Annotated in this window: 22 protein-coding genes, 1 tRNA gene and 2 riboswitches; of the genes, 16 read left to right on the top strand and 7 right to left on the bottom strand. The window is 71.6% G+C overall.

The genetic code is table 11. From position 1 onward, the window contains the following. Positions 1–155: 155 nt before the first annotated feature. The 3 genes from HGB54_RS09525 to HGB54_RS09515 are packed head-to-tail and all read right to left on the bottom strand — an operon-like array spanning position 156 to position 3,166. Positions 156–1,265, bottom strand: a complete 1,110-nt coding sequence (locus HGB54_RS09525) for an Mrp/NBP35 family ATP-binding protein (protein ID WP_168916209.1) — start codon at positions 1,263–1,265, stop codon at positions 156–158. Continuing rightward, positions 1,258–1,842 (bottom strand): DUF1003 domain-containing protein, encoded by a 585-nt coding sequence (locus HGB54_RS09520; RefSeq protein ID WP_168916208.1) that lies wholly within the window; start codon positions 1,840–1,842, stop codon positions 1,258–1,260. The genes HGB54_RS09525 and HGB54_RS09520 overlap by 8 nt, the downstream gene beginning before the upstream one ends. Further along, on the bottom strand, positions 1,829–3,166 hold the full coding sequence (locus HGB54_RS09515) for a magnesium transporter MgtE N-terminal domain-containing protein (protein ID WP_168916207.1): 1,338 nt from the start codon (positions 3,164–3,166) through the stop codon (positions 1,829–1,831). The genes HGB54_RS09520 and HGB54_RS09515 overlap by 14 nt, the downstream gene beginning before the upstream one ends. A gap of 35 nt (positions 3,167–3,201) precedes the next feature. Between HGB54_RS09515 and HGB54_RS09510 the strand changes: the two genes are divergently transcribed. The 5 genes from HGB54_RS09510 to HGB54_RS09490 all read left to right on the top strand — a co-directional run bounded on the left by HGB54_RS09510 (position 3,202) and on the right by HGB54_RS09490 (position 9,782). Next, positions 3,202–3,807: a general stress protein gene (locus HGB54_RS09510; RefSeq protein ID WP_168916206.1), complete on the top strand. Its 606-nt coding sequence runs from the start codon at positions 3,202–3,204 to the stop codon at positions 3,805–3,807. A gap of 67 nt (positions 3,808–3,874) precedes the next feature. Then, a riboswitch (glycine riboswitch) is annotated at positions 3,875–3,974 on the top strand. Continuing rightward, positions 3,975–4,085, top strand: a riboswitch (glycine riboswitch). Between the two features lie 31 nt (positions 4,086–4,116). Continuing rightward, the gene (gene gcvT, locus HGB54_RS09505; protein ID WP_267237827.1) at positions 4,117–5,289 is read left to right on the top strand and encodes a glycine cleavage system aminomethyltransferase GcvT; all 1,173 of its coding nucleotides are present in this window, start codon (positions 4,117–4,119) and stop codon (positions 5,287–5,289) included. 2 nt (positions 5,290–5,291) lie between these two features. Further along, positions 5,292–5,663, top strand: coding sequence for a glycine cleavage system protein GcvH (gene gcvH, locus HGB54_RS09500; RefSeq protein WP_168916204.1), 372 nt, complete (start codon positions 5,292–5,294; stop codon positions 5,661–5,663). 12 nt (positions 5,664–5,675) lie between these two features. Beyond that, complete coding sequence (gene gcvP / locus HGB54_RS09495; protein ID WP_168916203.1) at positions 5,676–8,564, top strand: aminomethyl-transferring glycine dehydrogenase; 2,889 nt, start codon at positions 5,676–5,678, stop codon at positions 8,562–8,564. A gap of 240 nt (positions 8,565–8,804) precedes the next feature. Further along, a complete protein-coding gene (locus HGB54_RS09490; protein WP_168915630.1) occupies positions 8,805–9,782 on the top strand; it encodes an IS481 family transposase in 978 nt (325 codons plus the stop codon). A 269-nt stretch (positions 9,783–10,051) separates the two neighbouring features. Here HGB54_RS09490 and HGB54_RS09485 read toward each other — a convergent pair whose 3' ends face one another. Together HGB54_RS09485 and HGB54_RS09480 are read right to left on the bottom strand one after the other, a co-directional pair. Then, the gene (locus HGB54_RS09485) at positions 10,052–10,570 is read right to left on the bottom strand and encodes a peroxiredoxin (protein WP_168916202.1); all 519 of its coding nucleotides are present in this window, start codon (positions 10,568–10,570) and stop codon (positions 10,052–10,054) included. Positions 10,571–10,579: 9 nt separating this feature from the next. Beyond that, positions 10,580–11,377 (bottom strand): CPBP family intramembrane glutamic endopeptidase, encoded by a 798-nt coding sequence (locus HGB54_RS09480; RefSeq protein ID WP_168916201.1) that lies wholly within the window; start codon positions 11,375–11,377, stop codon positions 10,580–10,582. A 322-nt stretch (positions 11,378–11,699) separates the two neighbouring features. On the opposite strand from HGB54_RS09480, the gene HGB54_RS09475 reads away from it, so the two are divergent. The 3 genes from HGB54_RS09475 to HGB54_RS09465 all read left to right on the top strand — a co-directional run bounded on the left by HGB54_RS09475 (position 11,700) and on the right by HGB54_RS09465 (position 16,193). Continuing rightward, positions 11,700–13,484: an ABC transporter family substrate-binding protein gene (locus HGB54_RS09475; RefSeq protein WP_323740665.1), complete on the top strand. Its 1,785-nt coding sequence runs from the start codon at positions 11,700–11,702 to the stop codon at positions 13,482–13,484. A gap of 172 nt (positions 13,485–13,656) precedes the next feature. After that, positions 13,657–15,195 (top strand): ABC transporter permease, encoded by a 1,539-nt coding sequence (locus HGB54_RS09470; protein WP_168916200.1) that lies wholly within the window; start codon positions 13,657–13,659, stop codon positions 15,193–15,195. Continuing rightward, positions 15,195–16,193 (top strand): ABC transporter permease, encoded by a 999-nt coding sequence (locus HGB54_RS09465; RefSeq protein ID WP_168916199.1) that lies wholly within the window; start codon positions 15,195–15,197, stop codon positions 16,191–16,193. Before HGB54_RS09470 ends, HGB54_RS09465 begins: the two co-directional genes overlap by 1 nt. Positions 16,194–16,203: 10 nt before the next feature. Here the strand turns inward: HGB54_RS09465 and HGB54_RS09460 are convergent, their stop codons facing one another. Further along, positions 16,204–16,821 carry a PH domain-containing protein gene (locus HGB54_RS09460; RefSeq protein ID WP_168916198.1) on the bottom strand — a complete coding sequence of 206 codons (618 nt, stop codon included), beginning with the start codon at positions 16,819–16,821 and terminating at the stop codon, positions 16,204–16,206. An 80-nt stretch (positions 16,822–16,901) separates the two neighbouring features. Here HGB54_RS09460 and HGB54_RS09455 point away from each other — a divergent pair, with 80 nt between their 5' ends. The 7 genes from HGB54_RS09455 (at position 16,902) to HGB54_RS09425 (ending at position 25,372) form a co-directional block, all read left to right on the top strand. After that, on the top strand, positions 16,902–18,698 hold the full coding sequence (locus HGB54_RS09455; RefSeq protein WP_168916197.1) for an ABC transporter ATP-binding protein: 1,797 nt from the start codon (positions 16,902–16,904) through the stop codon (positions 18,696–18,698). A gap of 111 nt (positions 18,699–18,809) precedes the next feature. Further along, complete coding sequence (gene typA / locus HGB54_RS09450; protein WP_168916196.1) at positions 18,810–20,717, top strand: translational GTPase TypA; 1,908 nt, start codon at positions 18,810–18,812, stop codon at positions 20,715–20,717. 64 nt (positions 20,718–20,781) lie between these two features. Beyond that, positions 20,782–21,282, top strand: coding sequence for a hypothetical protein (locus HGB54_RS09445; protein WP_168916195.1), 501 nt, complete (start codon positions 20,782–20,784; stop codon positions 21,280–21,282). A gap of 86 nt (positions 21,283–21,368) precedes the next feature. Next, positions 21,369–22,148 (top strand): fumarylacetoacetate hydrolase family protein, encoded by a 780-nt coding sequence (locus tag HGB54_RS09440; protein ID WP_168916194.1) that lies wholly within the window; start codon positions 21,369–21,371, stop codon positions 22,146–22,148. A gap of 52 nt (positions 22,149–22,200) precedes the next feature. Continuing rightward, positions 22,201–23,538 (top strand): MFS transporter, encoded by a 1,338-nt coding sequence (locus HGB54_RS09435; RefSeq protein ID WP_168916193.1) that lies wholly within the window; start codon positions 22,201–22,203, stop codon positions 23,536–23,538. Between the two features lie 11 nt (positions 23,539–23,549). Continuing rightward, on the top strand, positions 23,550–25,067 hold the full coding sequence (gene gltX, locus HGB54_RS09430) for a glutamate--tRNA ligase (RefSeq protein WP_168916192.1): 1,518 nt from the start codon (positions 23,550–23,552) through the stop codon (positions 25,065–25,067). 8 nt (positions 25,068–25,075) lie between these two features. Continuing rightward, on the top strand, positions 25,076–25,372 hold the full coding sequence (locus tag HGB54_RS09425; protein ID WP_228545780.1) for a PadR family transcriptional regulator: 297 nt from the start codon (positions 25,076–25,078) through the stop codon (positions 25,370–25,372). A gap of 75 nt (positions 25,373–25,447) precedes the next feature. Here HGB54_RS09425 and HGB54_RS09420 read toward each other — a convergent pair whose 3' ends face one another. Further along, positions 25,448–26,386 carry a cytochrome b/b6 domain-containing protein gene (locus HGB54_RS09420; protein WP_168916191.1) on the bottom strand — a complete coding sequence of 313 codons (939 nt, stop codon included), beginning with the start codon at positions 26,384–26,386 and terminating at the stop codon, positions 25,448–25,450. A 144-nt stretch (positions 26,387–26,530) separates the two neighbouring features. On the opposite strand from HGB54_RS09420, the gene HGB54_RS09415 reads away from it, so the two are divergent. Continuing rightward, positions 26,531–26,602: transfer RNA gene (locus tag HGB54_RS09415), tRNA-Gln, on the top strand. Positions 26,603–26,635: the final 33 nt, after the last annotated feature.

Below are 26,635 nucleotides of genomic sequence, written 5' to 3'. Positions count from 1 at the left end.
CATCACCCTCGCCGCCCTCTCGATCGCCGCCGTCACCGGGACCACCGTGCTGACCGCTCGCGACGGCTACGGCCGGGTGCCCGCGCTCTTCCAGCGCTGAGCGACGGTCGGCGCGCCGCGCTCCCGAGCCGGCGCCCCGCGCCCGCGACTCGGCGTTAACGCGGGCTGAACGGCAGCGAGCGCCCCGCGAGCCCGCGCCCGCGCGCGGCCACGCTCTCCGCGAGTCCGCGGATCGCCGCCCCCGCCGGGTCCTCGGCGTCGAGCACGATCGGCCGCCCCTCGTCGCCGCCCTCGCGCAGCGCGATCGAGAGCGGCACCTGCGCGAGCAGTGGCACCTCGAGCCGCGCGGCCGTCTCGGCCCCGCCGCCCGCGCCGAACAGCTCGAGCACGCTGCCGTCGGGCTGCGCGAGCCCCGCCATGTTCTCGACGACGCCGATCACGGTCTGCCCCGTCTGACGGGCGACCATCGCCGAGCGCTCGGCGACGTCGGCGGCCGCGCGCTGCGGGGTCGTGACGACGAGCACCTCGGCGTGCGGAAGCAGCTGACCCACCGAGATCGCGACATCCCCCGTGCCGGGCGGCATGTCGAGCACGAGCACGTCGAGGTCGCCGAAGTACACGTCGGTGAGGAACTGCTGCACGGTGCGGTGCAGCATCGGGCCGCGCCACGAGACCGCGGTGCGGGCATCCACGAACATGCCGATGGAGATGACGGCGACGCCGTGCGCCCGCGGCGGCATGATCGCCTCGCCGACGCGCGTCGGCTTCGCCTCGGGGATGCCGAGCAGGCCCGGGATCGAGAAGCCGAAGACGTCGGCGTCGACGAGCCCGACGCGCAGGCCCTGCTGCGCGAGGGCGACGGCGAGGTTCGCGGTGATCGTCGACTTGCCGACCCCGCCCTTGCCGCTCGTCACGGCGATCACGCGCGTGAGCGAGTCGGCGGTGAACGGCATCGCCGGCTTGCCGCCGCGCAAGCGCGCGATGAGCGCATCGCGCGTGGCGCGGTCCATGACGCCCACCTCGACGTCGACCGCGGCGACCCCGGGCACCGAGGCGGCGGCGGCGCGCACGTCGGCCTCGATGCGATCGGCGGCCGGGCATCCCACGATCGTCAGCTCGAGGCCGACGGTCACGCGATCGCCGTCGACGGCCACCCGCGGCACCATGTCGAGCTCGGTGACGGGGCGGCGCAGCTCGGGGTCGATCACGCCGGCGAGCGCGGCCCGCACGGCCTGCTCCGTCGCGGCGAGGGGCGCCTCAGCCACGGGATGCGCGGCTCGCGCCGCCCGTCGCGCCGTCGTCGTCCGCCGAGCCGGGGCGGTCCGACCGCTCGAGCTCCTCGAGCAGCGAGCGCAGCTCCGCCCGGATGAACTCCTTCGTCGCCATGTCCTTCATGGCGAGCCGCAGCGCGACGACCTCGCGGGCGAGGTACTCGGTGTCGGCCAGGTTGCGCTCCGCGCGCTGGCGGTCCTGCTCGATCTGCACCCGGTCGCGGTCGTCCTGCCGGTTCTGCGCGAGCAGGATCATCGGCGCGGCGTAGCTCGCCTGCAGCGAGAGGATGAGCGTCAGCAGCGTGTAGTTGAGCGCGCGCGGGTCGAACTGCGCCTCGGGCGGGGCGAAGGTGTTGTAGCTGAGCCAGGCGATGACGAAGACGCTCATGCCGACGAGGAACCACGGCGTGCCCATGCCGCGGGCGAAGGCCTCGGAGAACCGCCCCATGCGGTCCTTGCTCTGGAACGTCAGGCCGGGGATCCGGAATCCGCGGGAGGCCGACTTCGGCGCATCGAGGCGCTCGGAGCGAGGCGCGCGGGAGGCGCGGGACGAGCGCTCAGCCGCGGCCATCGGTCCTCCTCGAGTTGGTCGGCACGGCCCGGGTCGTGCTCAGTGGGCGGCGGCGCACGCGCGGCAGCGGGTCGTCGCTGTCGGCGTTGCGCCAGTCGCTCGGCAGCAGGTAGTCGAGCACGTCGTCGATCGTGACGAGGCCGACGAGCCGGCCCGTCTCGTCGACGACGGGCAGCGAGACGAGGTCGTAGCTCGCCAGCCGGCGCGAGACCTCGGCGGCCGAGGTCTCGGGCGTCACCGGGTCGATGCTCTGGTCGAGGATGGTGCCCAGGCGCTCGTGCGGCGGGTAGCGCAGCATGCGCTGGAAGTGCACCATGCCGAGGTACCGGCCGGTCGGCGGTTCGTACGGGGGCAGGGTCACGCAGATCGCGGCGCCGATCGCGGGGGCCAGCTCGTGCCGGCGGATGAGCGCGAGGCCCTCGGCGACGGTCGCGTCGGCCGAGACGATGATCGGCTCGGTCGTCATGAGGCCGCCGGCGGTGTCGGCGTCGTAGGCGAGCAGGAAGCGGACGTCCTCCGCCTCCTCCGGGTTCATGAGCTCGAGCAGCGTCTCGCCCCGGGCGTCGGAGAGCTGGGCGATGAGGTCGGCCGCGTCGTCGGGCTCCATGCTCTCGAGAACATCGGCGGCGCGGTCGTCGTCGAGTTCGGACAGGATCTGCACCTGGTCGCGCTCGGGCATCTCCTCGAGGGCGTCGGCGAGCCGGTCGTCCGAGAGCTCCTGCGCGACCTCCAGGCGGCGCTCCTCCGGCAGCTCCAGAAGCGTGGTCGCGAGGTCCGCCGGCAGCAGCTCGCTGTACGCGGCGATGAGCTGCTCGGCGCTCTGCGCCTCGTCGCCCGAGTCGTCCTCCACGACGTCGGCCCACTGCGCGAAGACCGTCGAGCCCTTGCCGAACGGCGCGGGGGAGGTGCGCGGGCGGCGCAGGAAGAGCTGGCTCACCGACCACTCGCCCGGGCCCTTCTCCTCGATCGCGACGTCCTCGATCGTGGCGGCGGCGCCCGAGGGCCCCGACCCGCCGTCGCGCAGCGTCACCCGGCGGCCGACCAGCTCGGCGAGCACGCGCACCTCGCCGCCGCGCTGCTCGAAGCGGCGCAGATTGATGAGCCCGGTGGTGATGATCTGCCCCGAGCCGATGCTCGTGACGCGGCCGATGGAGAGGAACACCCGGCGTCGGCCGGGCACCTCGACGATGAGGCCGACGACGCGGGGGGCATCCGACCGGCGGTAGACGACGAGGACGTCGCGCACCTTGCCGACGCGATCGCCCGCGGGGTCGAAGACGGAGCACCCGCTCAACCGGGCCACGAATACCTTCGCCGCGCTCACGGTCAAACCTTACCGTCGCCTGCGATGATGACCGCGTGACGAACGCCAGCCCCTTCGCCCGCCGCACCCCGGCGCCTCCCACCCTGCCGCGCGGCGACGTGCTCGGCACCTACGACAGCTACCCCGAGGCGCAGAAGGTCGTCAACACGCTCGCCAAGGCCGACTTCCCGGTCGGCAAGATCTCGATCGTCGGCAACGACCTCAAGACGGTCGAGCGCGTCACCGGGCGCCTCACCTACGCGCGCGCGGCGCTCGCCGGATCGGCGAGCGGAGCCTGGTTCGGCCTCTTCATCGGCCTGCTGCTCGTGCTCTTCTCGCCCGAGCCGAACTTCTCCTTCATCCTCGCCGCCGCCCTCATCGGCGCCGCCTTCGGCCTGCTGTTCAGCGTCGTCACCTACGCGGCCGGTCGGCGCCGCCGCGATTTCACGACCACCCACCAGGTGCTCGCCTCGAACTACCAGCTGATCATCGATCCGCAGCTCACCGGCCGCGCGCGCTCCGTGCTCGCGGGCGAGCGCGACCCGGGCGAGACGCCGCCGCCGCCCTCCCCGGTGTCGGCCGCGTGGCCCCCGCCGCAGGCACCCGCCGACCCGCCGCCGACGGGCAGCGAGTCCGAGACCTCCGGCGCGCCCCGCAGTTGATACGCTGACCCCGCTCGAACGAGCACGAACTGGTTGCATCGGCACGACACAACCGAATACCGGGCCGCAACGCGATGCGGGAGAGCCGGAGGGGCGCGAGCCGCCACCGGCACCGAAGGAGCAAGCCTCCCCGCCAATCTCTCAGGTACGTGTACCGCATCGATCAGGCCGCTCTGAAAAGCAGCGGATGCTCCATCCCCGCTCGCCCATGGTGAAAGCCGCGCCCCCTCGACCCGGGGCGCCGCGAAGCTCTCAGGCACGATGACAGAGGGGGAGTTCCACCGGCCTTCAGCGCGTCAGGAGAACTCCGTGATCGATCAGCCCGACCCCGCTGCACCGTCGCAGGCACCGCCGCCCGCCGCGGCGCCCGCGACCGCGCGCCGCTCGCCCCTGCACGACGAGCACGTCGCGCTCGGCGCATCCTTCACCGACTTCGCCGGCTGGCAGATGCCGGTGCGCTACTCCTCCGACCTCGCCGAGCACCACGCCGTGCGATCGCAGGCGGGCCTCTTCGACATCTCGCACATGGCCGAGATCGCCGTCACGGGCGCCGGCGCCGCCGGCTTCCTCGACCACGCGCTCGCCGGCCGCCTCTCCGCCCTCGCGGTCGGCCACGCGAAGTACTCGCTCGTGCTCGCCGAGTCCGGCGGTGTCATCGACGACCTCATCGTCTACCGACGCGCCGACGACGACTACCTCGTGGTGGCGAACGCCGCGAACCGCGACGCCGTCGTCGCCGCGCTCACCGAGCGGGCCGCGGGCCACGATGTCGTGCTCGACGACCAGACCGACCGCATCGCCCTCATCGCCCTGCAGGGCCCCGCCTCGGCCGCCATCCTCGCCGAGACGCCGGGCCTCGAGATCGAGGCGCTCGAGAGCTTGCGCTACTACGCCTACAGCGACGGCGCCTTCGGCTGGGGGGATGCCCGCGCCGACGTCATGGTCGCCCGCACGGGCTACACGGGCGAGGACGGCGTGGAGCTCTACCTGCCGGCCGAGCACGCTCCGGCCCTGTGGCGCGCGCTGCTCGCCGCCGGGCAGCCGCACGGGCTCGTGCCCGCGGGGCTGGCCGCGCGAGACACCCTGCGGCTCGAGGCCGGCATGCCGCTCTACGGGCACGAGCTCGGGCTGAGCATCCAGCCCTCGCAGGCCGGCCTCGGCCGCGTCGTCGTGACCGCCAAGGACGACTTCGTCGGCAAGGCCGCGATCGAGCGGGGCCCCGGCGACGACGCCCCCGTGCTCGTGGGTCTCGCCGCCGAGGGGCGCCGCGCCGCCCGTGCCGGCTACCCCGTCATGAGCGGCGAGGAGGTCGTCGGCGAGGTCACCTCGGGCGCGCTCTCCCCGACGCTCGGCCACCCCATCGCGATGGCCTTCGTGCACCCCGACCACGCGGCGCCCGGCGCCGTGCTCGATCTCGACGTCCGCGGCAGCCGCATCCCCGCGACCGTCGTCGCCCTTCCCTTCTACCGACGAGAGGCCTGACCATGAGCGTCCCCGACGACCTGCAGTACACCGCCGAGCACGAGTGGATCCGCCTCGACGGCGACATCGCCACGGTCGGCATCACCCAGTACGCGGCCGACGCCCTCGGCGACGTCGTCTACGTCGACCTGCCCGCCGTCGGCGCGACCCTCGCGGCCGGCGCGATCGTCGGCGAGGTCGAGTCGACCAAGTCGGTCGGCGAGCTCTACGCGCCCCTCGACGGCGAGGTCGTCGAGTCCAACGCCGGCGTCGTCGACAGCCCCGAGACCATCAACGCCGACCCGTACGGCGAGGGCTGGCTCGTCAAGCTGCGCATCGCGGGCGACCCCGCCCTGCTCAGCCCCGCCGAGTACCGCGCCCTCATCGGCCAGTAGGAGCCCCGCCCCATGAGCATGCCCTTCACCGACCGCCACATCGGCATCGATCAGGATGCCCGCCGCCTCATGCTCGACGCCCTCAGCTACGAGAGCCTCGAGGCCATGATGGATGCCGCCGTGCCGGCGGGCATCCGCCAGCAGGCGCCGCTGCGCACCCTCCCGGCCCCCGCCACCGAGGCGGAGGCGCTCGCCGAGCTGCGCACCCTCGCCGACCACAACACCGTGCGCCGCAGCCTCATCGGCCAGGGCTATTACGGCACCATCACCCCGGCGGTCGTGCAGCGCAACGTGCTCGAGAACCCGAGCTGGTACACGGCCTACACGCCGTACCAGCCCGAGATCTCGCAGGGCCGCCTCGAGGCGCTCCTCAACTTCCAGACCATGGTGAGCGAGCTCGCGGGTCTGCACCCCGCCAACGCCTCCATGCTCGATGAGGCGACCGCCGTCGTCGAGGGCATGCTGCTCGCCCGCCGCGCGTCGAAGAGCCCCTCGAACACCTTCCTCGTCGACGCCGACGTCTTCGCGCAGACGCATGCCGTCATCGCAGGCCGCGCCGAGGCCCTCGGCATCGACCTCGTCGTGCTGCCGCTCGCCGACACCGCTCCGGATGCCCTGCCCGAGTGCTTCGGCGCGATCCTGCAGTACCCCGGCGCCTCCGGCCGGCTCTGGAACCCGAGCGGCGTCATCGACGCCGTGCACGCGCACGGCGGCCTCGCCGTGGTCGCCGCGGATCTGCTCGCGCTCGCGCTCGTGACGAGCCCCGGCGAGCTCGGTGCCGACATCGCCGTCGGCACCACCCAGCGCTTCGGCGTGCCCATGGGCTTCGGCGGCCCGCACGCCGGCTACCTCGCCGTGCGGTCCGGCCTCGAGCGGCAGATGCCGGGCCGCCTCGTCGGCGTCTCGAAGGACGCCGACGGCCGCCCCGCCTACCGGCTCACCCTGCAGACGCGCGAGCAGCACATCCGCCGCGACAAGGCCACGAGCAACATCTGCACCGCGCAGGTGCTGCTCGCCGTCATGGCCGCCATGTACGGCGTCTACCACGGGCCCGACGGGCTGCGCCGGATCGCGCAGCGGGTCGCGCAGCAGGCGCTCCTGCTGCGCGAGATGCTGCTCGAGGCCGGGGAGGAGCTCGTCCACGACGACTTCTTCGACACGATCTCGGTGCGCGTCCCCGGCCGCGCGGCCCAGGTCGCCGAGGCCGCGCGCGAGCGGGGCATCCTCGTCTGGCAGCAGGGGGCCGACGAGGTGCGCCTCTCGCTCGACGAGACCACCACCGTCGCCGAGCTGCACGACGCCGTCGCGGCCTTCGGGCACGAGCAGCACGGCACCCACGGCTGGTTCGAGCACGGCACCGGCCGCATCCCCGCGGCGCTGCAGCGCACGAGCGAGTTCATGACCCACCCGGTGTTCCACACGCACCGCAGCGAGACCTCGATGATGCGCTACCTCAAGCGCCTCGCCGACCGCGACTACGCGCTCGACCGCGGCATGATTCCGCTCGGCTCGTGCACGATGAAGCTCAACGCGGCCACCGAGATGGCGGCCGTCACCTGGCCCGAGTTCAGCGCGCTGCACCCCTTCGCGCCGCTCGACGACGTGCAGGGCTCGCTCGTCATGATCAGCCACCTCGAGACCTGGCTCGCCGAGCTCACCGGCTACGACGCCGTCTCGCTGCAGCCGAACGCGGGCAGCCAGGGCGAGCTCGCCGGCCTCCTCGCCATCCGCGGCTATCACCGCTCCCGCGGCGACGAGCACCGCACCGTCTGCCTCATCCCGTCGAGCGCGCACGGCACCAATGCGGCCTCCGCCGTCCTCGCCGGGATGCGCGTCGTCGTCGTCGCCACGACCGAGACGGGCGACGTCGACCTCGACGACCTGCGGGCCAGGATCGCCGAGCACGGCGAGAGCCTCGCCGCGCTCATGATCACCTACCCCTCGACCCACGGCGTCTACGAGCACGACGTCATGGAGGTGACGCAGGCCGTGCACGACGCCGGAGGGCAGGTCTACATCGACGGCGCCAACCTCAACGCGCTGCTCGGCTACGCCCGCTACGGCGACATCGGCGGCGACGTCAGCCACCTCAACCTGCACAAGACCTTCTGCATCCCGCACGGCGGCGGCGGGCCCGGCGTCGGACCGGTGGCGGCCAAGGCGCACCTCGCCGAGTTCCTGCCCGGGCATCCCCTCGCCCAGATGGATCAGCACCCGCCCTTCGACCTCGTCACCGGCCGGGTCGGCGCCGTCGAGCACCGCGGCACCCCCGTCTCGGCCGCGCCCTACGGCTCGGCGAGCATCCTGCCGATCTCGTGGGCCTACGCGCGCATGATGGGCGCCGACGGGCTGCGGGATGCCACGGCCAACGCCGTGCTCGCCGCCAACTACGTCGCCCTGCGCCTGCGCGAGCACTACCCCGTGCTGTACGCGGGCGAGAACGGGCTCGTCGCGCACGAGTGCATCCTCGATCTGCGGCCGCTGAAGGAGGCCACGGGCGTCTCGGTGGACGACGTCGCGAAGCGCCTCATCGACTACGGGTTCCACGCGCCGACGATGTCGTTCCCCGTCGCCGGCACCCTCATGGTCGAGCCGACCGAGAGCGAGGACCTCGCCGAGCTCGAGCGCTTCATCCGCGCCATGATCGCCATCCGGCACGAGGCCGACGCCGTCGCCGAGGGCCGCTGGCCCGCCGACGACAACCCGCTCGTCAACGCGCCGCACACCGCCGAGAGCGTCATCGCGGGGGAGTGGGAGCACGCCTACACGCGCGAGCTCGCCGTCTACCCCGCCGACGGCGACCGCACGGCGAAGTACTGGCCGCCGGTGCGCCGCGTCGACCAGGCGTACGGCGACCGCAACCTCGTGTGCGCCTGCCCGCCGACCGAAGCGTTCGCGTAGCGACCGCTTCGATCGGCGTCCCGGCTGTGCCTGTCTGGCGCGCCTCCGGCACGATTGGCGAGGCGTTCGCCTAGTGACCGCCCCGATCGGCGTCCCGGCTGTGCCTGTCGGGCGCGCCTGCGGCACGCCTGGCGAAGCGTTCGCCTAGCTGTACCCGGTCAGCACGTTGGTGACACAAGGCAGAGGAGAAGGCCTTCATTCTGGGTGGTGTCTAAACGCCCTGAAGAGGAAGGCCTTCTCGTGGTCCACCGTAACGCTCCCCTTGCTCCCGCCGGCCGACTGATCCTGGTCCGACGGGTGCTGTCCGGCCGGCCTGTCTCGCATGTCGCGAAAGAGCTCGGAGTATCACGCCAGTGCGCTCACCGCTGGGTGACCCGCTTCCGCGAGCACGGAATCCGCGCGCTGGAGGACCGCTCCTCCAGGCCGCACCGCTCACCCACCACCACCTCCCCGCAGCTGGCCGCAGCGCTGATCGCGTCCCGGGAACACGACAGGCTCGGCCGCGATGAGCTCGCCCGACGCTTCGCGGTGAGCCCTTCGACCGCGTCCCGGTTGATCGCCCGGGCCGGCTTGCCTGCCCTGCATGAGTTGGACCCGGTCACCGGGACTCGCATCCGTCAAGGCCGCCGGACCCGTCTTCGATACGAGCGCGAGCAGCCGGGTGATCTGATCCATATCGACGTGAAGAAGCTCGGCCGCATCCCTGACGGCGGCGGATGGCGCCTGAACGGTCTGGGAACGATCGAGCACAACATCGGCCGGAAACGATCCGTGAGGCTCGGCTTCGACTACGTCCACGTCGCGGTCGATGACCACTCGCGGCTCGCGTTCGCGCAGGTGCTGCCGGATGAAAAGGGCGAAACCTGCGCGGCGTTCCTCGCCAACGCTGCTGCGTTCTTCACCGGACACGGGATCAGGATCCGGCAGGTCATGACCGACAACGCCTTGAACTACCGAAACTCCGCAGCCTTCCGAAGCGTTATGGAGTCGTTGGCGGCCACCCACGTGCTCACGAGACCGTATTCGCCCTGGCAGAACGGGAAAGCCGAACGCTTCAATCGCACCCTCCAGGAGGGGTGGGCATATCGACACGCGTTCACCTCGAACCAGGAACGCGCCAACGCCCTCGCGCCCTGGCTTGACCACTACAACTACGATCGACCCCACACCGCCTGCAAAGACCTGCCCCCGATCAGTCGAGTGTCACCAACCTCATGACCGAGTACACCTAGCGGCGACCGCCTCGATCGGCGTCCCGAGCCTCACGACCCCTCGCCGACTTGAGGCTTTCCGTCGACCTGCGCCTTCGGAACGCGCAACTCGGCACCGAGGGCGAGGCTCGGCGCGGCGGGTGAGGCCGGCGCGGCTGCTCACGGCGCAGTGACCCGCGCCGCGCATCCCGAACCCGACTACCCTGGCGCGCAAGACGGGCGCCTGCGGAGCCGATCTCTCCGCAGGCGCCCGTCGATCGTGGGGCGGGGCCGTCGTTACGAGGCGGCGGCGCTCCGCGAGGCGCCGTCGGCGCCCGGTCCGGTGATGCGCGAGAGCTCCGCGCGGATGACCGCGGCGCTCTGGTAGGTGACGCCGATGAGGGCGACGTGCTTCCAGCGCACGACCCCCTCGGCGTCGATGATGAAGATCGAGCGGCGCACGCCGACGCCGAACATGCCGACCCCGTAGGCGTCGACGACGTCGCCGCGCTCGTCGGCGAGCAGGGGGAAGGCGAGCCCCTGCTTGCGGGCGAAGCTCTCGTGCGACTCGGTCGACTGCCGGCTGATCGCCCACACGGTCGCGCCGAGCGCCTCGAAGCCGGCGAGCTCGCTCTGGTAGTTGCAGAGCTGCGCGGTGCAGCCGGGGGAGGCGTCGGCCGGGTAGAACGCGAGCACGAGAGGTGCGCCGCGCTGCTCGCGCAACGAGAAGTGCCGAGTCAGGGCATCCGCGCCGTCAATGACGACGCCGGGGAGGGTGAAGTCGGGGGCGGTCTGACCGATCTCGGGCTGCGGCATAGCGCGAGGTTAAGCGCCGACGCCGAGAAGCGTCGGGAAAACGGCGGCTGCCCAGGGATATCCCACGAAGATCACGGCATTGATGATCGTGTGGGCGATCACGAACGGCAGCACGCGGCCGGTGCGCAGGTAGAGGCGGCCGAAGATCACCCCCATCAGGAAGTTGCCGACGAACGCCCCCACCCCCTGATAGAGGTGGTAGGTGGCGCGCAGCAGCGCACAGGTGAGGATGATGGCCCACGGGCCCCAGCGCAGATCCTTCAGCCGCGCGAAGAGGTAGCCGATCACGATCACCTCCTCGGTGATGCCGGCCAGCGCGGCCCGCATGAGCAGCACCGGGATCGTCCACCAGTAGCTCTCGAGCCCCGCCGGGTCGACTCCCACCGTCACGCCGAGCGCGCGTCCGGCGAGGTACAGACCGAGGCCGCCGGCGCCGATGATCAGCGCGAGCCCGAACCCGTCGCGGGTGTCGCGCCAGGGCCGTTCGCCGTCGATGCCGAGCCGAGCGAGGTGCGGTCGGCGCACGCTCCACAGAAGGAACCCGACGAGCGCGACGGGCGCCAGGTCGGTCGCGATCGCGAGCAGCTGGTAGATCAGGTCGAAGACCTCGCGCTGGTCGAGCGAGCGGTTGAGCGTCGCCGTCTGCTCCGAGAGCGCCACATCGCGCGTCATCCTGTTCACGATCGCGACGACCGAGTACACGGCGCTGGCTCCGAGAGAGAGCGCGAGCACGATGATGATCTCGGCCCGCAGACGGCCCCGATCCGGGATGCCCGGCTCGGGCGCCGCGGGACTCAGGTGGCTCATCCCCGCAGTATCCCCTGCTCGCCCGTGCGCGGGCTCCGGGCGCACGAGCCCCGTACGGGGACTCGCGCCGGATAGTCGGGTGCGCTAGCAGGCATTCGTGTGGCAAGGACCGATCAGCAACACACGATCGGTGCACGAATGCGGGGCTGGCGCGCAATAATCGCGCGTGGCGCCGGATGCCTGCGGACGCGCGTTACTGCTGTGTAACGAATCCCCTTACAGTTTGCCGGGGATGCGACCCCGTCCATAGGGTCGACCCCATTAGGCGTGACGGTGCGCTCGGAAACGCGCCGGTACGTGCCCATCTTGCACAGGAGGAAAATTGATCACCACTACGAACCGGCGGCCCCGGGGGCTCGTCGCGCTCGCCGGTGCCGGCATCGTCGCGCTCGCGCTGACGGCCTGCACCGCCGACCCCGCCACCAACGGAGGCGGCACGGGCGGCGAGGAGACCGGCGGCACCATCACCGCCGCCGAGGTCAACGAGCTCACCTCGCTCAACCAGGCCACCCCGTCGGGCAACCTCGACATCAACGGCAAGGTCGCCTACCTCACCACCTCGGGCTTCAACTACCTCGACGACCAGCTCGAGCTCATCCCGAACGAGACCTTCGGCACCGTCGAGCTCGTCTCGGAGGACCCGCTGGTCGTCACGTACACGATCAACGAGGGTCAGGTCTGGTCCGACGGCACGCAGATCAGCGCCGACGACCTCCTCCTCAACTGGGCCGTGCAGTCGGGCTACTACGACGACGCGTCGTTCGACGAGGAGGGCGCCGTCACCGGCGGCAACAGCTACTTCACCTACGCCGGCGACACCTCGGGCCTCGCGCTCACCGAGTTCCCCGAGATCAGCGAGGACAACCTCTCGCTGACGCTCAACTACAACGAGCCCTACGCCGACTGGCAGTACGTCGGTCTGCTCGACCGTCCGATGCACATCGTCGCCGAGGAGGCCGGCGTCACCGTCGAGGAGGTCCGCGAGGCCTTCGCGTCGACCCCGCGCGGCAACCCCGACGCCCCGGCCGAGGAGAACGCGACCATCCGCGCCGTGGCCGACTTCTGGAACACCGGCTACGACATCTCGGAGTTCCCGTCGAACGAGAACCTGCTCGTCTCGAGCGGTGCCTTCATCCTCACTGCGTGGGAGCCGACCCAGTCGATCACCCTCGAGCGCAACCCGGAGTACACGGGCGGTCTCGAGCCCTCGTACGACCAGATCGTCATCCGCTTCATCGGTGACGCGAACGCGCAGGTGACGGCCCTCCAGAACGGCGAGGTCGACATCATCAAGCCGCAAGCCTCCGCCGACACGATCTCCTCGCTCGAGGCGATCGCCGACGCGACGGTGCTGCAGGGCGATGAGTTCAACTACGACCACATCGACCTGAGCTTCTCGGGCGTCTTCGCCGACCAGAACGTCCGCGAGGCCTTCCTCAAGACGATCCCGCGTCAGCAGATCCTCGACGCGATCGTGACCCCGGTGAACCCCGAGGCCGCTGTGCTCGACTCGCAGATCTTCGTCCCCACCGTGGGCGAGGCCTACGACACGTCGGTCGCCGGCAACGGTTCCGACGCCTACGCCGAGGTCGACATCGAGGGCGCCATCGAGCTGCTCGCCGGTGCCACCCCGACGGTCAACATCCTCTACAACAGCGAGAACCCGAACCGCGTCGACGCTTTCGAGGCCATCGCGGCCTCGGCCGCTGAGGCCGGCTTCGTGGTCGAGGCGCAGGGCACGCCCGAGTGGGGCTCGCTCCTGGGCTCCGGCACCTACGACGCGTCGATCTTCGGCTGGGTCTCCACCGGTGTCGGCGTGAGCGGCGTTCCGCAGATCTTCGCCAGCAACGGCGGCGGCAACTACAACGGGTACTCGAACCCCGAGGTCGACGCTCTGGCGGCCGAGCTCGTCGTCGAGGTCGACCCCGAGGCGCAGGTCGAGCTGCAGCAGCAGATCGACGCGCTCCTCTTCGCCGACGCGTACGGCCTGCCGCTCTTCCAGGGCCCGGGCGTCACCGCCCACTCGTCCGCGGTCGAGGGCATCACGCAGTACCCGGGTCAGACCGGGGTGTTCTGGAACTTCTGGGAGTGGAACGTCGTCGGCTGATCAGCTGACTGACACCCCCGCTCCACGGTTCTGAACCGCAGGGAATAGGGTGGGGCGCCGGATCCGAAACGGATCCGGCGCCCCGCTTCCTGCTGGGGGACCGGACCCGAACACTCCCCGCCGACGCGCCCCACGAGGGCCCGATGCGTCGGCTCCGACCGCGAGGTAGACCATGTTCGCCTACATCATGAGACGCGTCGGCGTCTCGATCCTCATCCTGATCGGGGCCTCCCTGATCATGTACACGCTCACGGCGCTCTCCGGCGATCCGCTCCAGGAGTTCTACGAGAGCCGCAATCCCAACCGCGACACTCTGATCGCGCAGCGCATCGACGCGCTCAACCTCGATCTCCCCATCCCCGTGCGATGGCTCGACTGGCTCGGCGGCGCTGCCGGATGCCTCGTCCCCTTCGCCAACCTCTGCGACCTCGGCGTCAACCTCGCCAACGCGCAGGTCGCCACCCTGCTGCCGCGGGCCATGGCCTCGACGCTCCAGCTCGTCACCGCCGCGACGATCCTCGCGATCCTCCTCGGCGTCACGGTCGGCATTGTCTCCGCGCTGCGCAAGGACACCGGCTTCGACTACTCGGTCACCTTCCTCTCCTTCCTGCTGTACTCGCTGCCGTCGTTCTGGGTGGCCGTGCTGCTGAAGGTCTTCGTGGCCATCGGCTTCAACGACTTCCTGCAGAACCCCGAGATCCCCGTGTGGGCGATCGTCCTCATCGGCATCATCGCGGGAGCGATCTGGCAGGTGCTCGTCGGGGGAGACCTCCGCCGCCGCCTCGTCGTCTTCGTCGGCTCCGGTCTCGTCACCGCGCTCGTGCTCGCCGTCATGCAGGGCATCGACTGGTTCACGAATCCGAGCCTCGGCCCCGTCGTCATCGTGCTCGCGGCCGTCGGTCTCGCCGTCGGCATCACCGCGCTCCTGGCCGGCCTCGAGAACCGGCGCGCCCTCATCGTCGCGGGCGTCAACGCGCTGATCGGCGTCGTGGTCTACTTCACGCTCCAGGGCCTGCTCGACATCTCGACGCTCGGCACGATCATCATCATCGGCGTCGTGCTCGTCGCGGTCGGCCTCGCGAGCGGCTGGCTCGCCGGCGGCTTCGACCGCGGCGTCTCCATGCGGGTCGGCGCGATCACCGCGCTGAGCCTCTACGCCCTCGTCATCCTCGACCGCTTCATGCAGTCCTGGCAGACGTACGCCTCGAGCCCTCGCATCGGAGGCCGACCCATCGCGACGGTGGGGTCGGAGACCCCGGGCCTCGCGGGCGACTTCTGGGTGCTCGGCCTCGACAGCTTCACCCACCTCGCGCTGCCGACGCTCACGCTGCTGCTCATCTCCTTCGCCGGCTACACGCGGTACGCCCGCGCCGGCATGCTCGACACGCTCAACCAGGACTACATCCGCACCGCGCGGGCGAAGGGCCTGTCGAAGCGCGTCGTCGTCGTGCGGCACGCGTTCCGCAACTCGCTCATCCCGATCACGACGATCGTGGCTGCCGACATCGGCGCCATCCTCGGCGGCGCGATCATCACGGAGCAGATCTTCGCGATCTCCGGCATGGGGGCCCTGTTCTTCACCTCGCTCGGGCGCACCGACCCGAACCCCGTGATGGGCTACTTCGTCGTGATCGCGGTGGTCGCGATCGCGTTCAACTTCTTCGCCGACCTGGCCTACGCGGCCCTCGACCCGAGAGTGCGGGTGCGCTGATGACCTCCGTGATCGATCCGGGCGCGACCGCGCCCGCCCCCCTGCCCCGCGACCGCAGCGAGGAGGGCCTCAGCCAGGGCCGCCTCATCTTCCGGCGCTTCGTGCGCAACAAGGTCGCGATGGCCGCCCTCGTCATCTTCGTCCTGGTCGGGGCGTTCTCGGTGAGCGCCATCGGCCTCGGCCCCATCCCCGGATGGTGGAAGTACAACTGGGTGCAGCTCAACGACCAGTTCCTGCCCGGCGGTGCGCCGACCCTGTCGGTCGTGCCCGAGTGGGCCGGCGGTGACGGCATCAGCCTGGGCGAGCATCCCTTCGGTCAGGACCGCATCGGCCGCGACTACTTCGCGCAGGTCATGCGGGGCATCCAGAACTCGATCCTCATCATGTTCCTCATCGGCGGCATCGCGACGATCATCGGAACCGTCATCGGCGCCGTCGCCGGCTACTACCGCCGCTGGGTGGATGCCGTGCTCATGCGCTTCACCGATCTCATCATCATCATCCCGGTGATCGTGATCGGCGCCCTCGTCGGGCGTCTCGCCGGCGGGCTCGGGCCGGCCCTGCTCGGAGCGATCCTCGGCCTCTTCATCTGGACGGGCATCGCCCGTCTCGTACGCGCCGAGTTCCTGTCGCTGCGCGAGCGCGAGTTCGTCGACGCCGCCCGCGTCGCCGGGGCGAGCGACCTGCGCATCATCTTCAAGCACATCCTGCCGAACGCGATCGGCGTCGTCATCGTGGCGGCGACGCTGCTCATGGCCGCGTCGATCCTGCTCGAGACGGGCCTCGCCTTCCTCGGCTACGGCATCCAGCGCCCCGACGTCTCGCTCGGCGGGCTCATCAGCGAGAACCAGTCGGCGTTCACGCAGCGCCCGTGGCTGTTCTGGTGGCCGGGCCTGTTCATCATCCTGCTGGCGCTCTGCGTCAACTTCGTGGGCGACGGCCTGCGCGACGCCTTCGACCCGCGTCAGCGCCGGTTCAACCCCAAGAAGGTCCGCTGAGGTGATCGCCTCACGGGAGCGTGATGAGCGAGACCACCGCGAGCGCGGTCGCCGCGGTCGTCGCGCCGATCGCCGTCAGGTGCCAGCGCACCTCGACGGCCGCGGCGCCGCGTCGACCACCGGCCCGCGACCAGACGTCCCAGTGCTGCAGCACGACGGCCGAGGCCTCGCCGGAGTCGGTGCCCTCGAGCTCGCCGGACTGCCGGTACGAGTCGGGGCCCGCGGCGCGGTCGCGCACGTCGCGCGAGAGCTCGCGGTTCGCGGCGTAGGTGCCGTAGGCGCCCGGTGCGGGGGCGCCCGTGGCCGGGTACCGGCCGCGCTCGGTGAGGATCGTCAGCGCGAAGCGCGTCGTGACGCCGGTGACGGCCTCCCACGGGATGCGCACCGTGCGGGTGGCGTTGACGAGCTCGACCGCCCCGCCGTCGACGACGACGCGCGGACGCCAGTAGATCGCCCAGGCCAGCAGGCTCAGCGCCACGGGCACGGCGAGCGCCGCGAGGTAGCGGGCATCGGGCGTGAAGAGCAGCGACACGGCGATCACCGCGCTGAAGACCCAGGCCGCGATGGCGACGCCCCGATTGAACCTCGACCAGACGATGACCGGCTCGCCGCTGCCGCGTGCACTCATCCCCCCATGCTGACACCCGCGGAACCGGCGCACCAATCCTCGCGCTCGCCGTTCCTCCCCCACTCGCAGGAGACCGCATCATGACCGTCACCGAGACCATCAAGACCACCGGCACCGTGCTCGAGGTGCGCGACCTCAGCGTCGACTTCGGCGTCGACCGCGCCTGGGTGCCCGCGGCCAAGAACCTCACCTACAGCGTCGCCGCGGGCGAGGTGCTCGCCATCGTCGGCGAGTCCGGCTCCGGCAAGAGCGCGAGCTCCATGGCCATCCTCGACCTGCTGCCCGACAACGCCCGCATCACGGGCAGCGTCAAGCTCGGCGGTCGCGAGCTGCGGGGCCTCCCCGACGCCGCGATGCGCAAGGTGCGCGGCAAGGACATCGCGGTCATCTTCCAGGAGCCGATGACGGCGCTCAACCCCGTCTACACGGTCGGGTTCCAGATCGTCGAGACGCTGCGCCTGCACTTCGGCATCATCCCCTCCAAGGCCAAGGAGCGCGCGCTCGAGCTGCTCGCGATGGTCGAGATGCCCGACCCCGAGAAGGCGTTCAACTCCTACCCCCACCAGCTCTCGGGCGGCCAGCGCCAGCGCGCGATGATCGCGCAGTCGATCTCGTGCGACCCCAAGCTGCTCATCGCCGACGAGCCGACGACGGCGCTCGACGTCACCGTGCAGGCCGAGATCCTCGAGCTCATGCGCGATCTGAAGGACCGCCTCGGCTCGGCCGTTCTCCTCATCACCCACGACATGGGCGTCGTCGCCGACCTCGCCGACCGCATCGTCGTGATGAAGGAGGGCGACATCGTCGAGTCGGGCACCGTCGCCGACGTCTTCGCGGCGCCGCAGCACCCCTACACGCAGGCGCTCCTCGCGGCCGTGCCCCGCCTCGGCGAGGGCGGCGGCGCCGACGAGGCCATCGACCTGACCGCCGCGCTGGCCGACGTCGTCCACGACGAGCAGGGCGGGGCGCCGGCCGCCGCGCCCGCCACCGGATCCGTCGGGGTCACCGTGTCGCACGCGGCCCGTGCCGGCGAGCGCTCGACCGAGGCGGTGCTGACGCTCGAGAACGTCGCCATCGAGTACGGCAAGCGCGGTCGCGTCGCGGCGTTCCGCGCCGTCGACGACGTCAGCTTCCAGATCGTCAAGGGCGAGGTGCTCGGGCTCGTCGGCGAGTCCGGCTCGGGCAAGTCGACGATCGGCCGCGCCGCCATCGGCCTGCAGCCCATCGCCGAGGGCGAGCTCACCGTCGGCGGCATCGCGCTGTCGAACGCCGACCGCGGCCAGCGCCGCGAGGCCTTCCGCAAGGTCGGCATCGTCTTCCAGGACCCGTCGTCCTCGCTCAACCCCCGCATGCCGATCGGCGAGAGCATCGGCGAGCCGATGCTGCTGGCGGGCGTCGCCAAGGGTGCCGAGCTCGACCGCAAGGTCGAGGAGCTGCTCGACTCGGTGCGGCTGCCGCGCAACTACCGCAACCGCTACCCCTACGAGCTCTCGGGCGGTCAGAAGCAGCGCGTCGGCATCGCCCGCGCGCTCTCGCTCGGCCCCGAGCTGCTCGTGGCCGATGAGCCCACCTCGGCGCTCGACGTCTCGGTGCAGGCCATCGTGCTGGATCTGCTGAAGGAGCTGCAGGAGCACTACAAGTTCGCCTGCCTCTTCATCAGCCACGACCTCGCGGTCGTCGACATCATGGCCGACCGCATCGCGGTCATGCACCACGGCCGCATCGTCGAGCTGGGGGAGCGCGACCAGATCCTCCGCTCGCCGCAGGAGCCGTACACGCAGCGCCTCATCGCGGCGGTGCCGGTGCCCGACCCGGCGCTGCAGCGCGACCGCCGCGAGCTGCGCCGCCAGGTGCTCGCGGAGACCGCCGACGCCTGATCCGACGCGGAACCGGGCGGGCGGCGGTGGTCAGCGGGTAGACTGATCCACCGGCCCCCGCCGTTCCGCGCGCTCCGGGCCGTCCACCCCCTGATTCGTAAGGCTTCTCGTATGGCGCTCGCCACCCGCTCCGACCTGCGCAATGTGGCGATCGTCGCCCACGTCGACCACGGCAAGACGACCCTGGTCGACGCCATGCTGCGCCAGACCGACTCCTTCGCCGCCCACGCCCACCTCGAGGACCGGGCGATGGACTCGAACGACCTCGAGCGCGAGAAGGGCATCACGATCCTCGCCAAGAACACGGCGGTCACCTACAGGGGCAAGCACGCCGACGGCATGGAGATCACGATCAACGTGATCGACACCCCCGGTCACGCCGACTTCGGCGGCGAGGTCGAGCGCGGCCTCAGCATGGTCGACGGCGTCGTGCTGCTCGTCGACGCGAGCGAGGGCCCGCTGCCGCAGACCCGCTTCGTGCTGCGCAAGGCGCTCGCGGCCAAGCTGCCGGTCATCCTGCTCGTCAACAAGACCGACCGCCCCGATGCCCGCATCGAGGCCGTCGAGGAGGAGACCCACGACCTGCTGCTCGGTCTCGCGAGCGACCTGCAGGACGAGGTGCCCGACCTCGACGTCGACGCCATCCTCGACCTTCCGGTCATCTACGCCTCCGGACGCGCCGGCGCCGCGAGCCGCAACCGTCCCGCCGACGGCGAGCTGCCCGACAACGACGACCTCGAGCCGCTGTTCGAGGCGATCCTCGAGCACGTGCCCGCGCCCGTCTTCGACGACGAGCACCCTCTGCAGGCCCACGTCACCAACCTCGACGCGAGCCCCTTCCTCGGCCGCATCGCCCTGCTGCGCATCTTCAACGGCACGCTCAAGAAGGGCCAGATGGTCGCCTGGGTGCGCCACGACGGCTCGCACACGACCGTGCGCATCACCGAGCTGCTGAAGACCCGCGCCCTCGAGCGCTACCCGGCCGAGTCGGGCTACGCGGGCGACATCGTCGCCGTGGCCGGCATCGAGGACATCACGATCGGCGAGACGATCGCCGACCCCGACGACGTGCGGCCGCTGCCGGCGATCACCGTCGACGAGCCCGCCATCTCGATGACGATCGGCACGAACACCTCGCCGCTCGTCGGCAAGGTCAAGGGCCACAAGCTCACCGCCCGCATGGTGAAGGACCGCCTCGACCGCGAGCTCGTCGGCAACGTCTCGCTGCGCGTCGTCGACATCGGCCGCCCCGACGCGTGGGAGGTGCAGGGTCGCGGCGAGCTCGCGCTCGCCATCCTCGTCGAGAACATGCGCCGCGAGGGCTTCGAGCTGACCGTCGGCAAGCCCCAGGTGGTCACCAAGACCATCGACGGCAAGCTGCACGAGCCCTTCGAGCAGCTCACGATCGACGCGCCCGAGGAGTACCTCGGCGCGATCACCCAGCTGCTCGCGGCCCGCCGCGGCCGCATGGAGGGCATGTCGAACCACGGCACCGGCTGGGTGCGCATGGAGTTCCTCGTGCCGAGCCGCGGGCTCATCGGGTTCCGCACCGAGTTCCTCACCACCACGCGCGGCACCGGCATCGCCAACGCCATCGCCCACGGCTACGAGCCCTGGGCCGGGTCGATCACCTCGCGCAACAACGGCTCGATCGTGGCCGACCGCTCGGGCGTCGTCACGAGCAACGCGATGATGGTCCTCCAGGAGCGCATGTCGTTCTTCGTGAACCCCACCGAGGAGGTCTACGAGGGCATGGTCGTGGGCGAGAACGCACGCGCCGACGACATGGACGTCAACATCACCAAGGAGAAGAAGCTCAACAACATCCGCTCCTCCACGGCCGAGGAGCTCGAGCGTCTCACCCCGCCCCGCCAGCTGACGCTCGAGGAGTGCCTCGAGTTCGCCCGCGAGGACGAGTGCGTCGAGGTCACCCCCGAGAAGGTGCGCATCCGCAAGGTCGAGCTTGACCAGACGCTGCGCGCTCGGGCCGCCTCGCGCCTGAAGAAGCAGAACGCCTGATCCACCGGCGCGCGGCGCGGGCTCTGCCCCGCGCCGCGCGCTCCCCTTCGAGAAGGAGACCCGGATGCCCGCCTCGCGCTCGCGCCTCACCCTGACCGCCGTCCTCGCCGCGGGCCTCGTGCTCGGCACCTCCGCGTGCACGGGCACCCCGCTCGACAACCTCGTCGAAGGCGTCGTCGGCTCGGGCGTGGATCAGGTGACCGAGGGCCTCGACGAGTCCGTCCGCGGTCTCGCGGAGGACGTGCTCGGCGGCGCCGAGCTGTCGACCGATGGCGAGCTGCCGGCCTCGTTCCCGCAGGCCATCCCCCTCCTGGGCGGCGAGATCGTCGGGGGCGCCGGCGGTCCGGACGGCGTCGGCTGGGTGGCGCAGGTGCGCATCGACGACGCGGCCGCCTTCGAGGGTGCCCGCGCGGCGCTCGAGGGCGCTGGCTTCGCTGCGAGCAACGTCTCGAGCGATCCCACGAGCGCCTTCGGCACCTTCACCGGCGCCGAGTACGTCGTGAACCTCGCGATCGCGACGACGAACGGCGAGACCACCGCCACCTACGTGGTGACCCCGGTCTGATCGCCGGCCGGTGCCCCGCGGCACCGAACGCTCACAGTTCCATGCATCTGCATGGAAAGACCCCGTTTCGAGAGTAGGCTCCACCCGTGAAGATCGCGCGATTCAGCACCGACGGAGACCCGCGCTTCGGCGTGCTCGATGACGACGACCTGGTTGTGCTCGCGGGCGACCCCATGTTTCACGGCTTCGAGACCACCGGCGAGCGCGTGCCGCTCGCGCAGGCGACGATCCTCGCGCCGGTCATCCCGCGATCGAAGGTGATCTGCGTCGGCATGAACTACGCCGCCCACCGCAAGGAGATGGGGCACGAGGGCCCGTCCACCCCGCTCATCTTCCTCAAGCCGAACACCGCCGTGGTCGGCCCCGGCGATCCGATCATCATCCCGCCGGTCGAGGGCCGCATCGTGCACGAGGGCGAGCTCGCGCTCGTCATCGGCAAGGTCGCGAAGCGCGTGAAGAAGGAGGACTGGCGCGACGTCGTCTTCGGCGTCACGATCGCCAACGACGTCTCGGCCCGCGACGTCATGTTCGCCGACGGCCAGTGGGCGCGCGCGAAGGGCTACGACACCTTCTGCCCGCTCGGCCCCTTCATCGACACCGAGATCGACCCGACCGCCCTCGAGATCGAGACGCACGTCGACGGCGAGCTGCGCCGCAAGGGCAACACCCGCGACCTGCTGCACGGCATCCCCGAGCTCATCGAGTTCATCACCGACGTGTGGACGCTGCTGCCCGGCGACGTCATCCTCACCGGCACCCCCGACGGCCTCGGCAGCTTCGTCGACGGCCAGACCGTCGACATCACGATCGAGGGGCTCGGCACCCTCTCGAACCCCGCCAAGAACCGCGACGACCGCGACTACTGACGCGCGCTGATCGGCCTCGCTCCGCGCCTCTCGGCTGGCGTACGGTGAGGGGATGACCACCGCGCGCACCCCGCGACGCCCGGGCGCCCCGGGCGATCCGCTCGCCGATGCGCCCGACCTCGTGCCGGATCTCGCGCCCGATGAGGTCGCCCGGCTGCAGCGCCGCACCCGCGGAACGCTCATGGCCGGCCAGGTGCTCGCCGGTCTCGGCATGGGGTCGACGCTCTCGATCGGCGCCATCGTCGTCGCCGAGGTGAGCGGCTCACCCGCGCTCAGCGGCCTCGCCGCCACGATGGCGACGCTCGGCGCCGCGCTCGCGGCGATCCCGCTCGCGAGGCTCGCCGCGCGGGCCGGGCGGGCGAGGGCGCTCGCGACCGGCGCCGCGCTCGCGGCGACGGGGGCCGCGCTGTGCATCGTGGCCGGGGGGCTCGCGTCGACACCCCTGCTGCTGGTGGGCATCCTGCTCATCGGGGTCGGCACCGCCGTGAACCTGCAGTCGCGCTTCGCCGCCGCCGACCTCGCCGCCCCCGCGACGCGCGGCCGCGATCTCTCGCTCGTCGTCTGGGCGACCACCGTCGGCGCGGTGAGCGGGCCGAACCTCATCGGGCCGGGGGAGTCGCTCGGCGCCGTGCTCGGCATGCCCGCGCTGACGGGGCCGTTCCTGTTCACGATCGCCGCGCAGGCGCTGGCCGCGGTGCTGTACCTCGTGGCGCTCCGGCCCGACCCGCTGCGGGTCGCGCGGCGCCTCGCCCTCGAGCAGGAGCGGCGGGACGCCGCCGCCCGCGACGCCGGCGGCGGGCAGACCGCGGCGGTCGAGGTCGACGATCGGCCGGGCATCCGTCTCGCCCTCATCGCCATCGCGCTCAGCCACGCGACGATGGTGAGCGTCATGGCGATGACGCCCGTGCACCTCACCGACCACGGCGCGACGCTCACGATCGTCGGTCTCACGATCAGCCTGCACATCGCGGGCATGTACGCGCTCTCGCCCGTCTTCGGCATCCTGAGCGACCGGCTCGGCCGGTGGGGCACCATCCTGCTGGGTCAGGGGATGCTCGTCGCGAGCCTGCTGATGACGGGGCTCGGCGCCGAGAGCGAGGGGTGGGTCGTCGCGGGCCTGATCGCGCTCGGGCTCGGCTGGAGCGCCTCGACGGTCGCCGGATCCGCTCTGCTCACCGACTCCACCGCGCCCGCGCGGCGCACGGTCGTGCAGGGCCGCAGCGACCTGCTCATGAGCGGATCGGGCGCGGTCGGCGGGGCGCTCGCCGGCGTGGTGCTCGCGATGGCCGGGTACAGCGGTCTCTCGTTCGCGGCGCTCGGGCTGACCGCGGTCGTCGTGGTGGCGCTGCTGCTGACCCGCACCGCCGGGCGCCGACCCGCCCGCCGGTAGGATCGGGGGCGATGAACGCCGCCAGCACCGCCCCCGCGCCCCTCTTCTCCTCCGCCACCGGCGCCGACGTGCGGGTGCGCTTCTGCCCCTCGCCGACCGGCACCCCGCACGTCGGGCTCATCCGCACGGCCCTGTTCAACTGGGCGTACGCGCGGCACACGGGCGGCAAGCTGATCTTCCGCATCGAGGACACGGATGCGGCCCGCGACAGCGAGGAGAGCTACCACCAGCTGCTCGATGCGCTGCGCTGGCTCGGCCTCGACTGGGACGAGGGCGTCGAGGTCGGCGGCCCGCACGCGCCGTACCGGCAGTCGCAGCGCGGCGAGATCTATCAGGGCATCATCGCGCAGCTGCTCGAGGCCGGGCACCTCTACGAGAGCTACCTCACGGGCGAGGAGATCGAGGCGCGCAACATCGCGAACGGTCTCGACCCGAAGCGCGGCTACGACAACAGCGAGCGCGAGCTCACCGAGCAGCAGCGCGCCGCCTACCGCGCCGAGGGCCGTTCGCCGGCGCTGCGCCTGCGGGTGCCCGAGGCCGACATCACCTTCACCGACCTCGTGCGCGGTGAGATCACCTTCCCCGCGAGCAGCATGGTCGACTTCGTGCTCGTGCGACCCAACGGCCAGCCGCTGTACACCTTCGTCAACCCCGTCGACGACGCCCTCATGGGCATCACGCACGTGCTGCGCGGCGAGGATCTGCTCTCGTCGACGCCGCGCCAGATCGCGCTCTACGCGGCCCTCGTCGACATCGGCGTCGCGCAGGCGGTGCCGCAGTTCGGCCACCTGCCCTACGTCATGGGCGAGAACAACAAGAAGCTCTCCAAGCGCGACCCCGAGTCGAACCTGTTCCACCACCGCGACCGCGGCTTCGTGCCCGAGGGGCTGCTCAACTACCTCTCGCTGCTCGGCTGGTCGCTCAGCCACGACCGCGACGTCTTCACGATGGACGAGATGACGGCCGCCTTCGACGTCGCCGACGTGAACCCCAACCCGGCGCGGTTCGACCTGAAGAAGGCCGAGGCCCTCAACGGCGACCATGTGCGGCTGCTGCCCGTCGACGTGTTCGTCGAGCGGAGCATCCCGTACCTGATCGGGGCGGGCGTGCTCGCCGGCGCCCCCGATGAGGGCCAGCGCGCCCTGCTGTCGGCGGCCGCTCCGCTGGTGCAGGAGCGCGTCGGGCTGCTGGGCGAGGTGCCCGGGATGCTCGGCTTCCTGTTCGTGGACGACGCGGCCCTCATCGTGGAGGACGACGCCCGCGGCTCGCTCGGCGCCGACGCCCCCGCGGTGCTCGACGCAGGGCTGGCTGCGCTCGAGGGGCTCGACGACTTCACGCCCGAGCCCATCGAGGCCGCCCTGCGCGCCGCGATCGTCGACGGCCTCGGACTCAAGCCGCGCCTCGCCTTCGGCCCGCTGCGCGTCGCGCTCTCGGGCCGCCGGGTGAGCCCGCCGCTGTTCGAGTCGATGGAGCTGCTCGGCCGCGAGTCGACCCTCGCCCGCCTGCGCGCCCTCCGCGCCACCGTCTAGAGCCGCCCGTGCAGCGGGTCACGCGGCAGACCGTGGCCGTGCTGCAGGCGATCGCGGCGGCGGATGCCCCGCTCTGGGGCCTGAGCATCATCGAGTTGACCGGCCTGCCCTCGGGCACGGTCTATCCCGCTCTCGCCCGCCTGCTCGACGCGGGCTGGCTCGAGGCCCACGACGACCCGGGGGAGCACGCGGGCGCCCCGCGTCAGCTCTACGCGCTCACGCCGGAGGGCGCCGAGGGCCTGCGGGCCGCCGCGGCGAAGCTCGCGGCCACGCCCGCACGGTCCAGCCGCGCCCGGCCGCGCTGAGCCCGGCCGCCCTGAGCCCGGCCGCGCTGAGCCCGGCCGCCCCCGCCTCGCCCGGCGGGCGACGGCCGCGGTGCGTCAGCCGCGTTTCGGCGCCGCCGGCATGACCCGCACGTCGGCGACCCGCTCGGCGATCGCGATCTGCGCGGGCGGCCGCAGCAGCACCCACGCTGCCGCCATGACGCCGGTGGAGAGCGCGAAGACGCCGACGCCGACCCAGGAGCTCGCGTCGTCGATTCCGACGTACATGGCGTTGAGGTTGCTGCGCGCTCCGGTGAGGAGGACGAGGCTCACGTGGACGAGCGTGAATGCCAGGAAGTACCAGAGCAGCAGGCTGTGCGTGCGCCGCGCGGCGGTGTCGGAGAGCGGGCCGCGGGCGCGCATCCATCGATCGGGCCAGACGGGGGAGAGGCGCAGGCCGGTGACGAGGGCGAGCGGCGACGCGACGAAGACGGTGGCGAAGTAGGCGAGCTGCTGCAGGCTGCCGTACTGGAACCAGCTGTCGCCCCGCGGCACCGAGAGCGAGAGGTACTGGATGGCGCCCGAGATCGCGTTCGGGATCACGGCGAGGTCGGTGGGCACGATGCGCGCCCAGTGGCCGCTGGCGACGAGCAGCACGACGTAGATCAGGCCCGTCAGTACCCAGAGCGTGTCGAGGACCAGGTGCCACCAGGAGTGCAGGCCGAGCCGGGTCGGGTTCGTCGCGGCCAGGAACCCTTCGCGGCGCCGTGTGACGAACGCGGGCGGCCGCTGCCGGCGGCGCAGGTGCAGCCCCGAGCTGACGATGAAGAGCAGGAAGAAGGCGGAGAGGAAGTGCGTCCACCGCAGCCACGCGGGGAAGCCGTCGGGCGTGCCCTCGGGGGTCGCGTAGGCGCCCGGGTACTGCTCGATGAAGGATGCCCCCGCCTCGGTGGCTCGGAACGCCCGCGCCGCGAGCACCGCCACGACGAGCAGCACGACCGCGACGCCGCCCGCGATGACCGCCGCGCGACGGCGGGGGAGGGCGGGGCTCGGCACGGGATCCACCGTACCGGGCGTCGCTCGACCCCGGCCGCGTGCCGGGCGGGCGCCGGTGGTTCGTGCCCGTGCCGCGGGTAGGGTAATCTTGCTACTCGGTTCGCCTCAGGGTGGGCCGCTCGGATCGGCCCTAGGCCGACCCGGTGGGGTATGGTGTAATTGGCAACACGGCTGATTCTGGTTCAGTTGTTCTTGGTTCGAGTCCAGGTACCCCAGCTCTTCGCAAGGCCCGCTCCGGCGGGCCTTCGC

The organism is Microcella flavibacter, assembly GCF_012530535.1.
In the GTDB taxonomy this organism is placed as follows: Bacteria; Actinomycetota; Actinomycetes; order Actinomycetales; family Microbacteriaceae; genus Microcella; species Microcella flavibacter.
Note: the sequence above shows the minus strand (reverse complement) of the source record. Positions and strands in the feature narration are given on the sequence as shown.

Coding starts and splice junctions, on each gene's coding strand:
- HGB54_RS09470 (WP_168916200.1), top strand. CDS start 13,657: ATGTTCGCCTACATCATGAGACGCGTCGGCGTCTCGATCCTCATCCTG.
- HGB54_RS09455 (WP_168916197.1), top strand. CDS start 16,902: ATGACCGTCACCGAGACCATCAAGACCACCGGCACCGTGCTCGAGGTG.
- HGB54_RS09435 (WP_168916193.1), top strand. CDS start 22,201: ATGACCACCGCGCGCACCCCGCGACGCCCGGGCGCCCCGGGCGATCCG.
- HGB54_RS09465 (WP_168916199.1), top strand. CDS start 15,195: ATGACCTCCGTGATCGATCCGGGCGCGACCGCGCCCGCCCCCCTGCCC.
- gcvH (WP_168916204.1), top strand. CDS start 5,292: ATGAGCGTCCCCGACGACCTGCAGTACACCGCCGAGCACGAGTGGATC.
- HGB54_RS09480 (WP_168916201.1), bottom strand. CDS start 11,377: ATGAGCCACCTGAGTCCCGCGGCGCCCGAGCCGGGCATCCCGGATCGG.
- gltX (WP_168916192.1), top strand. CDS start 23,550: ATGAACGCCGCCAGCACCGCCCCCGCGCCCCTCTTCTCCTCCGCCACC.
- HGB54_RS09485 (WP_168916202.1), bottom strand. CDS start 10,570: ATGCCGCAGCCCGAGATCGGTCAGACCGCCCCCGACTTCACCCTCCCC.
- HGB54_RS09460 (WP_168916198.1), bottom strand. CDS start 16,821: ATGAGTGCACGCGGCAGCGGCGAGCCGGTCATCGTCTGGTCGAGGTTC.
- HGB54_RS09520 (WP_168916208.1), bottom strand. CDS start 1,842: ATGGCCGCGGCTGAGCGCTCGTCCCGCGCCTCCCGCGCGCCTCGCTCC.
- typA (WP_168916196.1), top strand. CDS start 18,810: ATGGCGCTCGCCACCCGCTCCGACCTGCGCAATGTGGCGATCGTCGCC.
- HGB54_RS09445 (WP_168916195.1), top strand. CDS start 20,782: ATGCCCGCCTCGCGCTCGCGCCTCACCCTGACCGCCGTCCTCGCCGCG.
- gcvP (WP_168916203.1), top strand. CDS start 5,676: ATGAGCATGCCCTTCACCGACCGCCACATCGGCATCGATCAGGATGCC.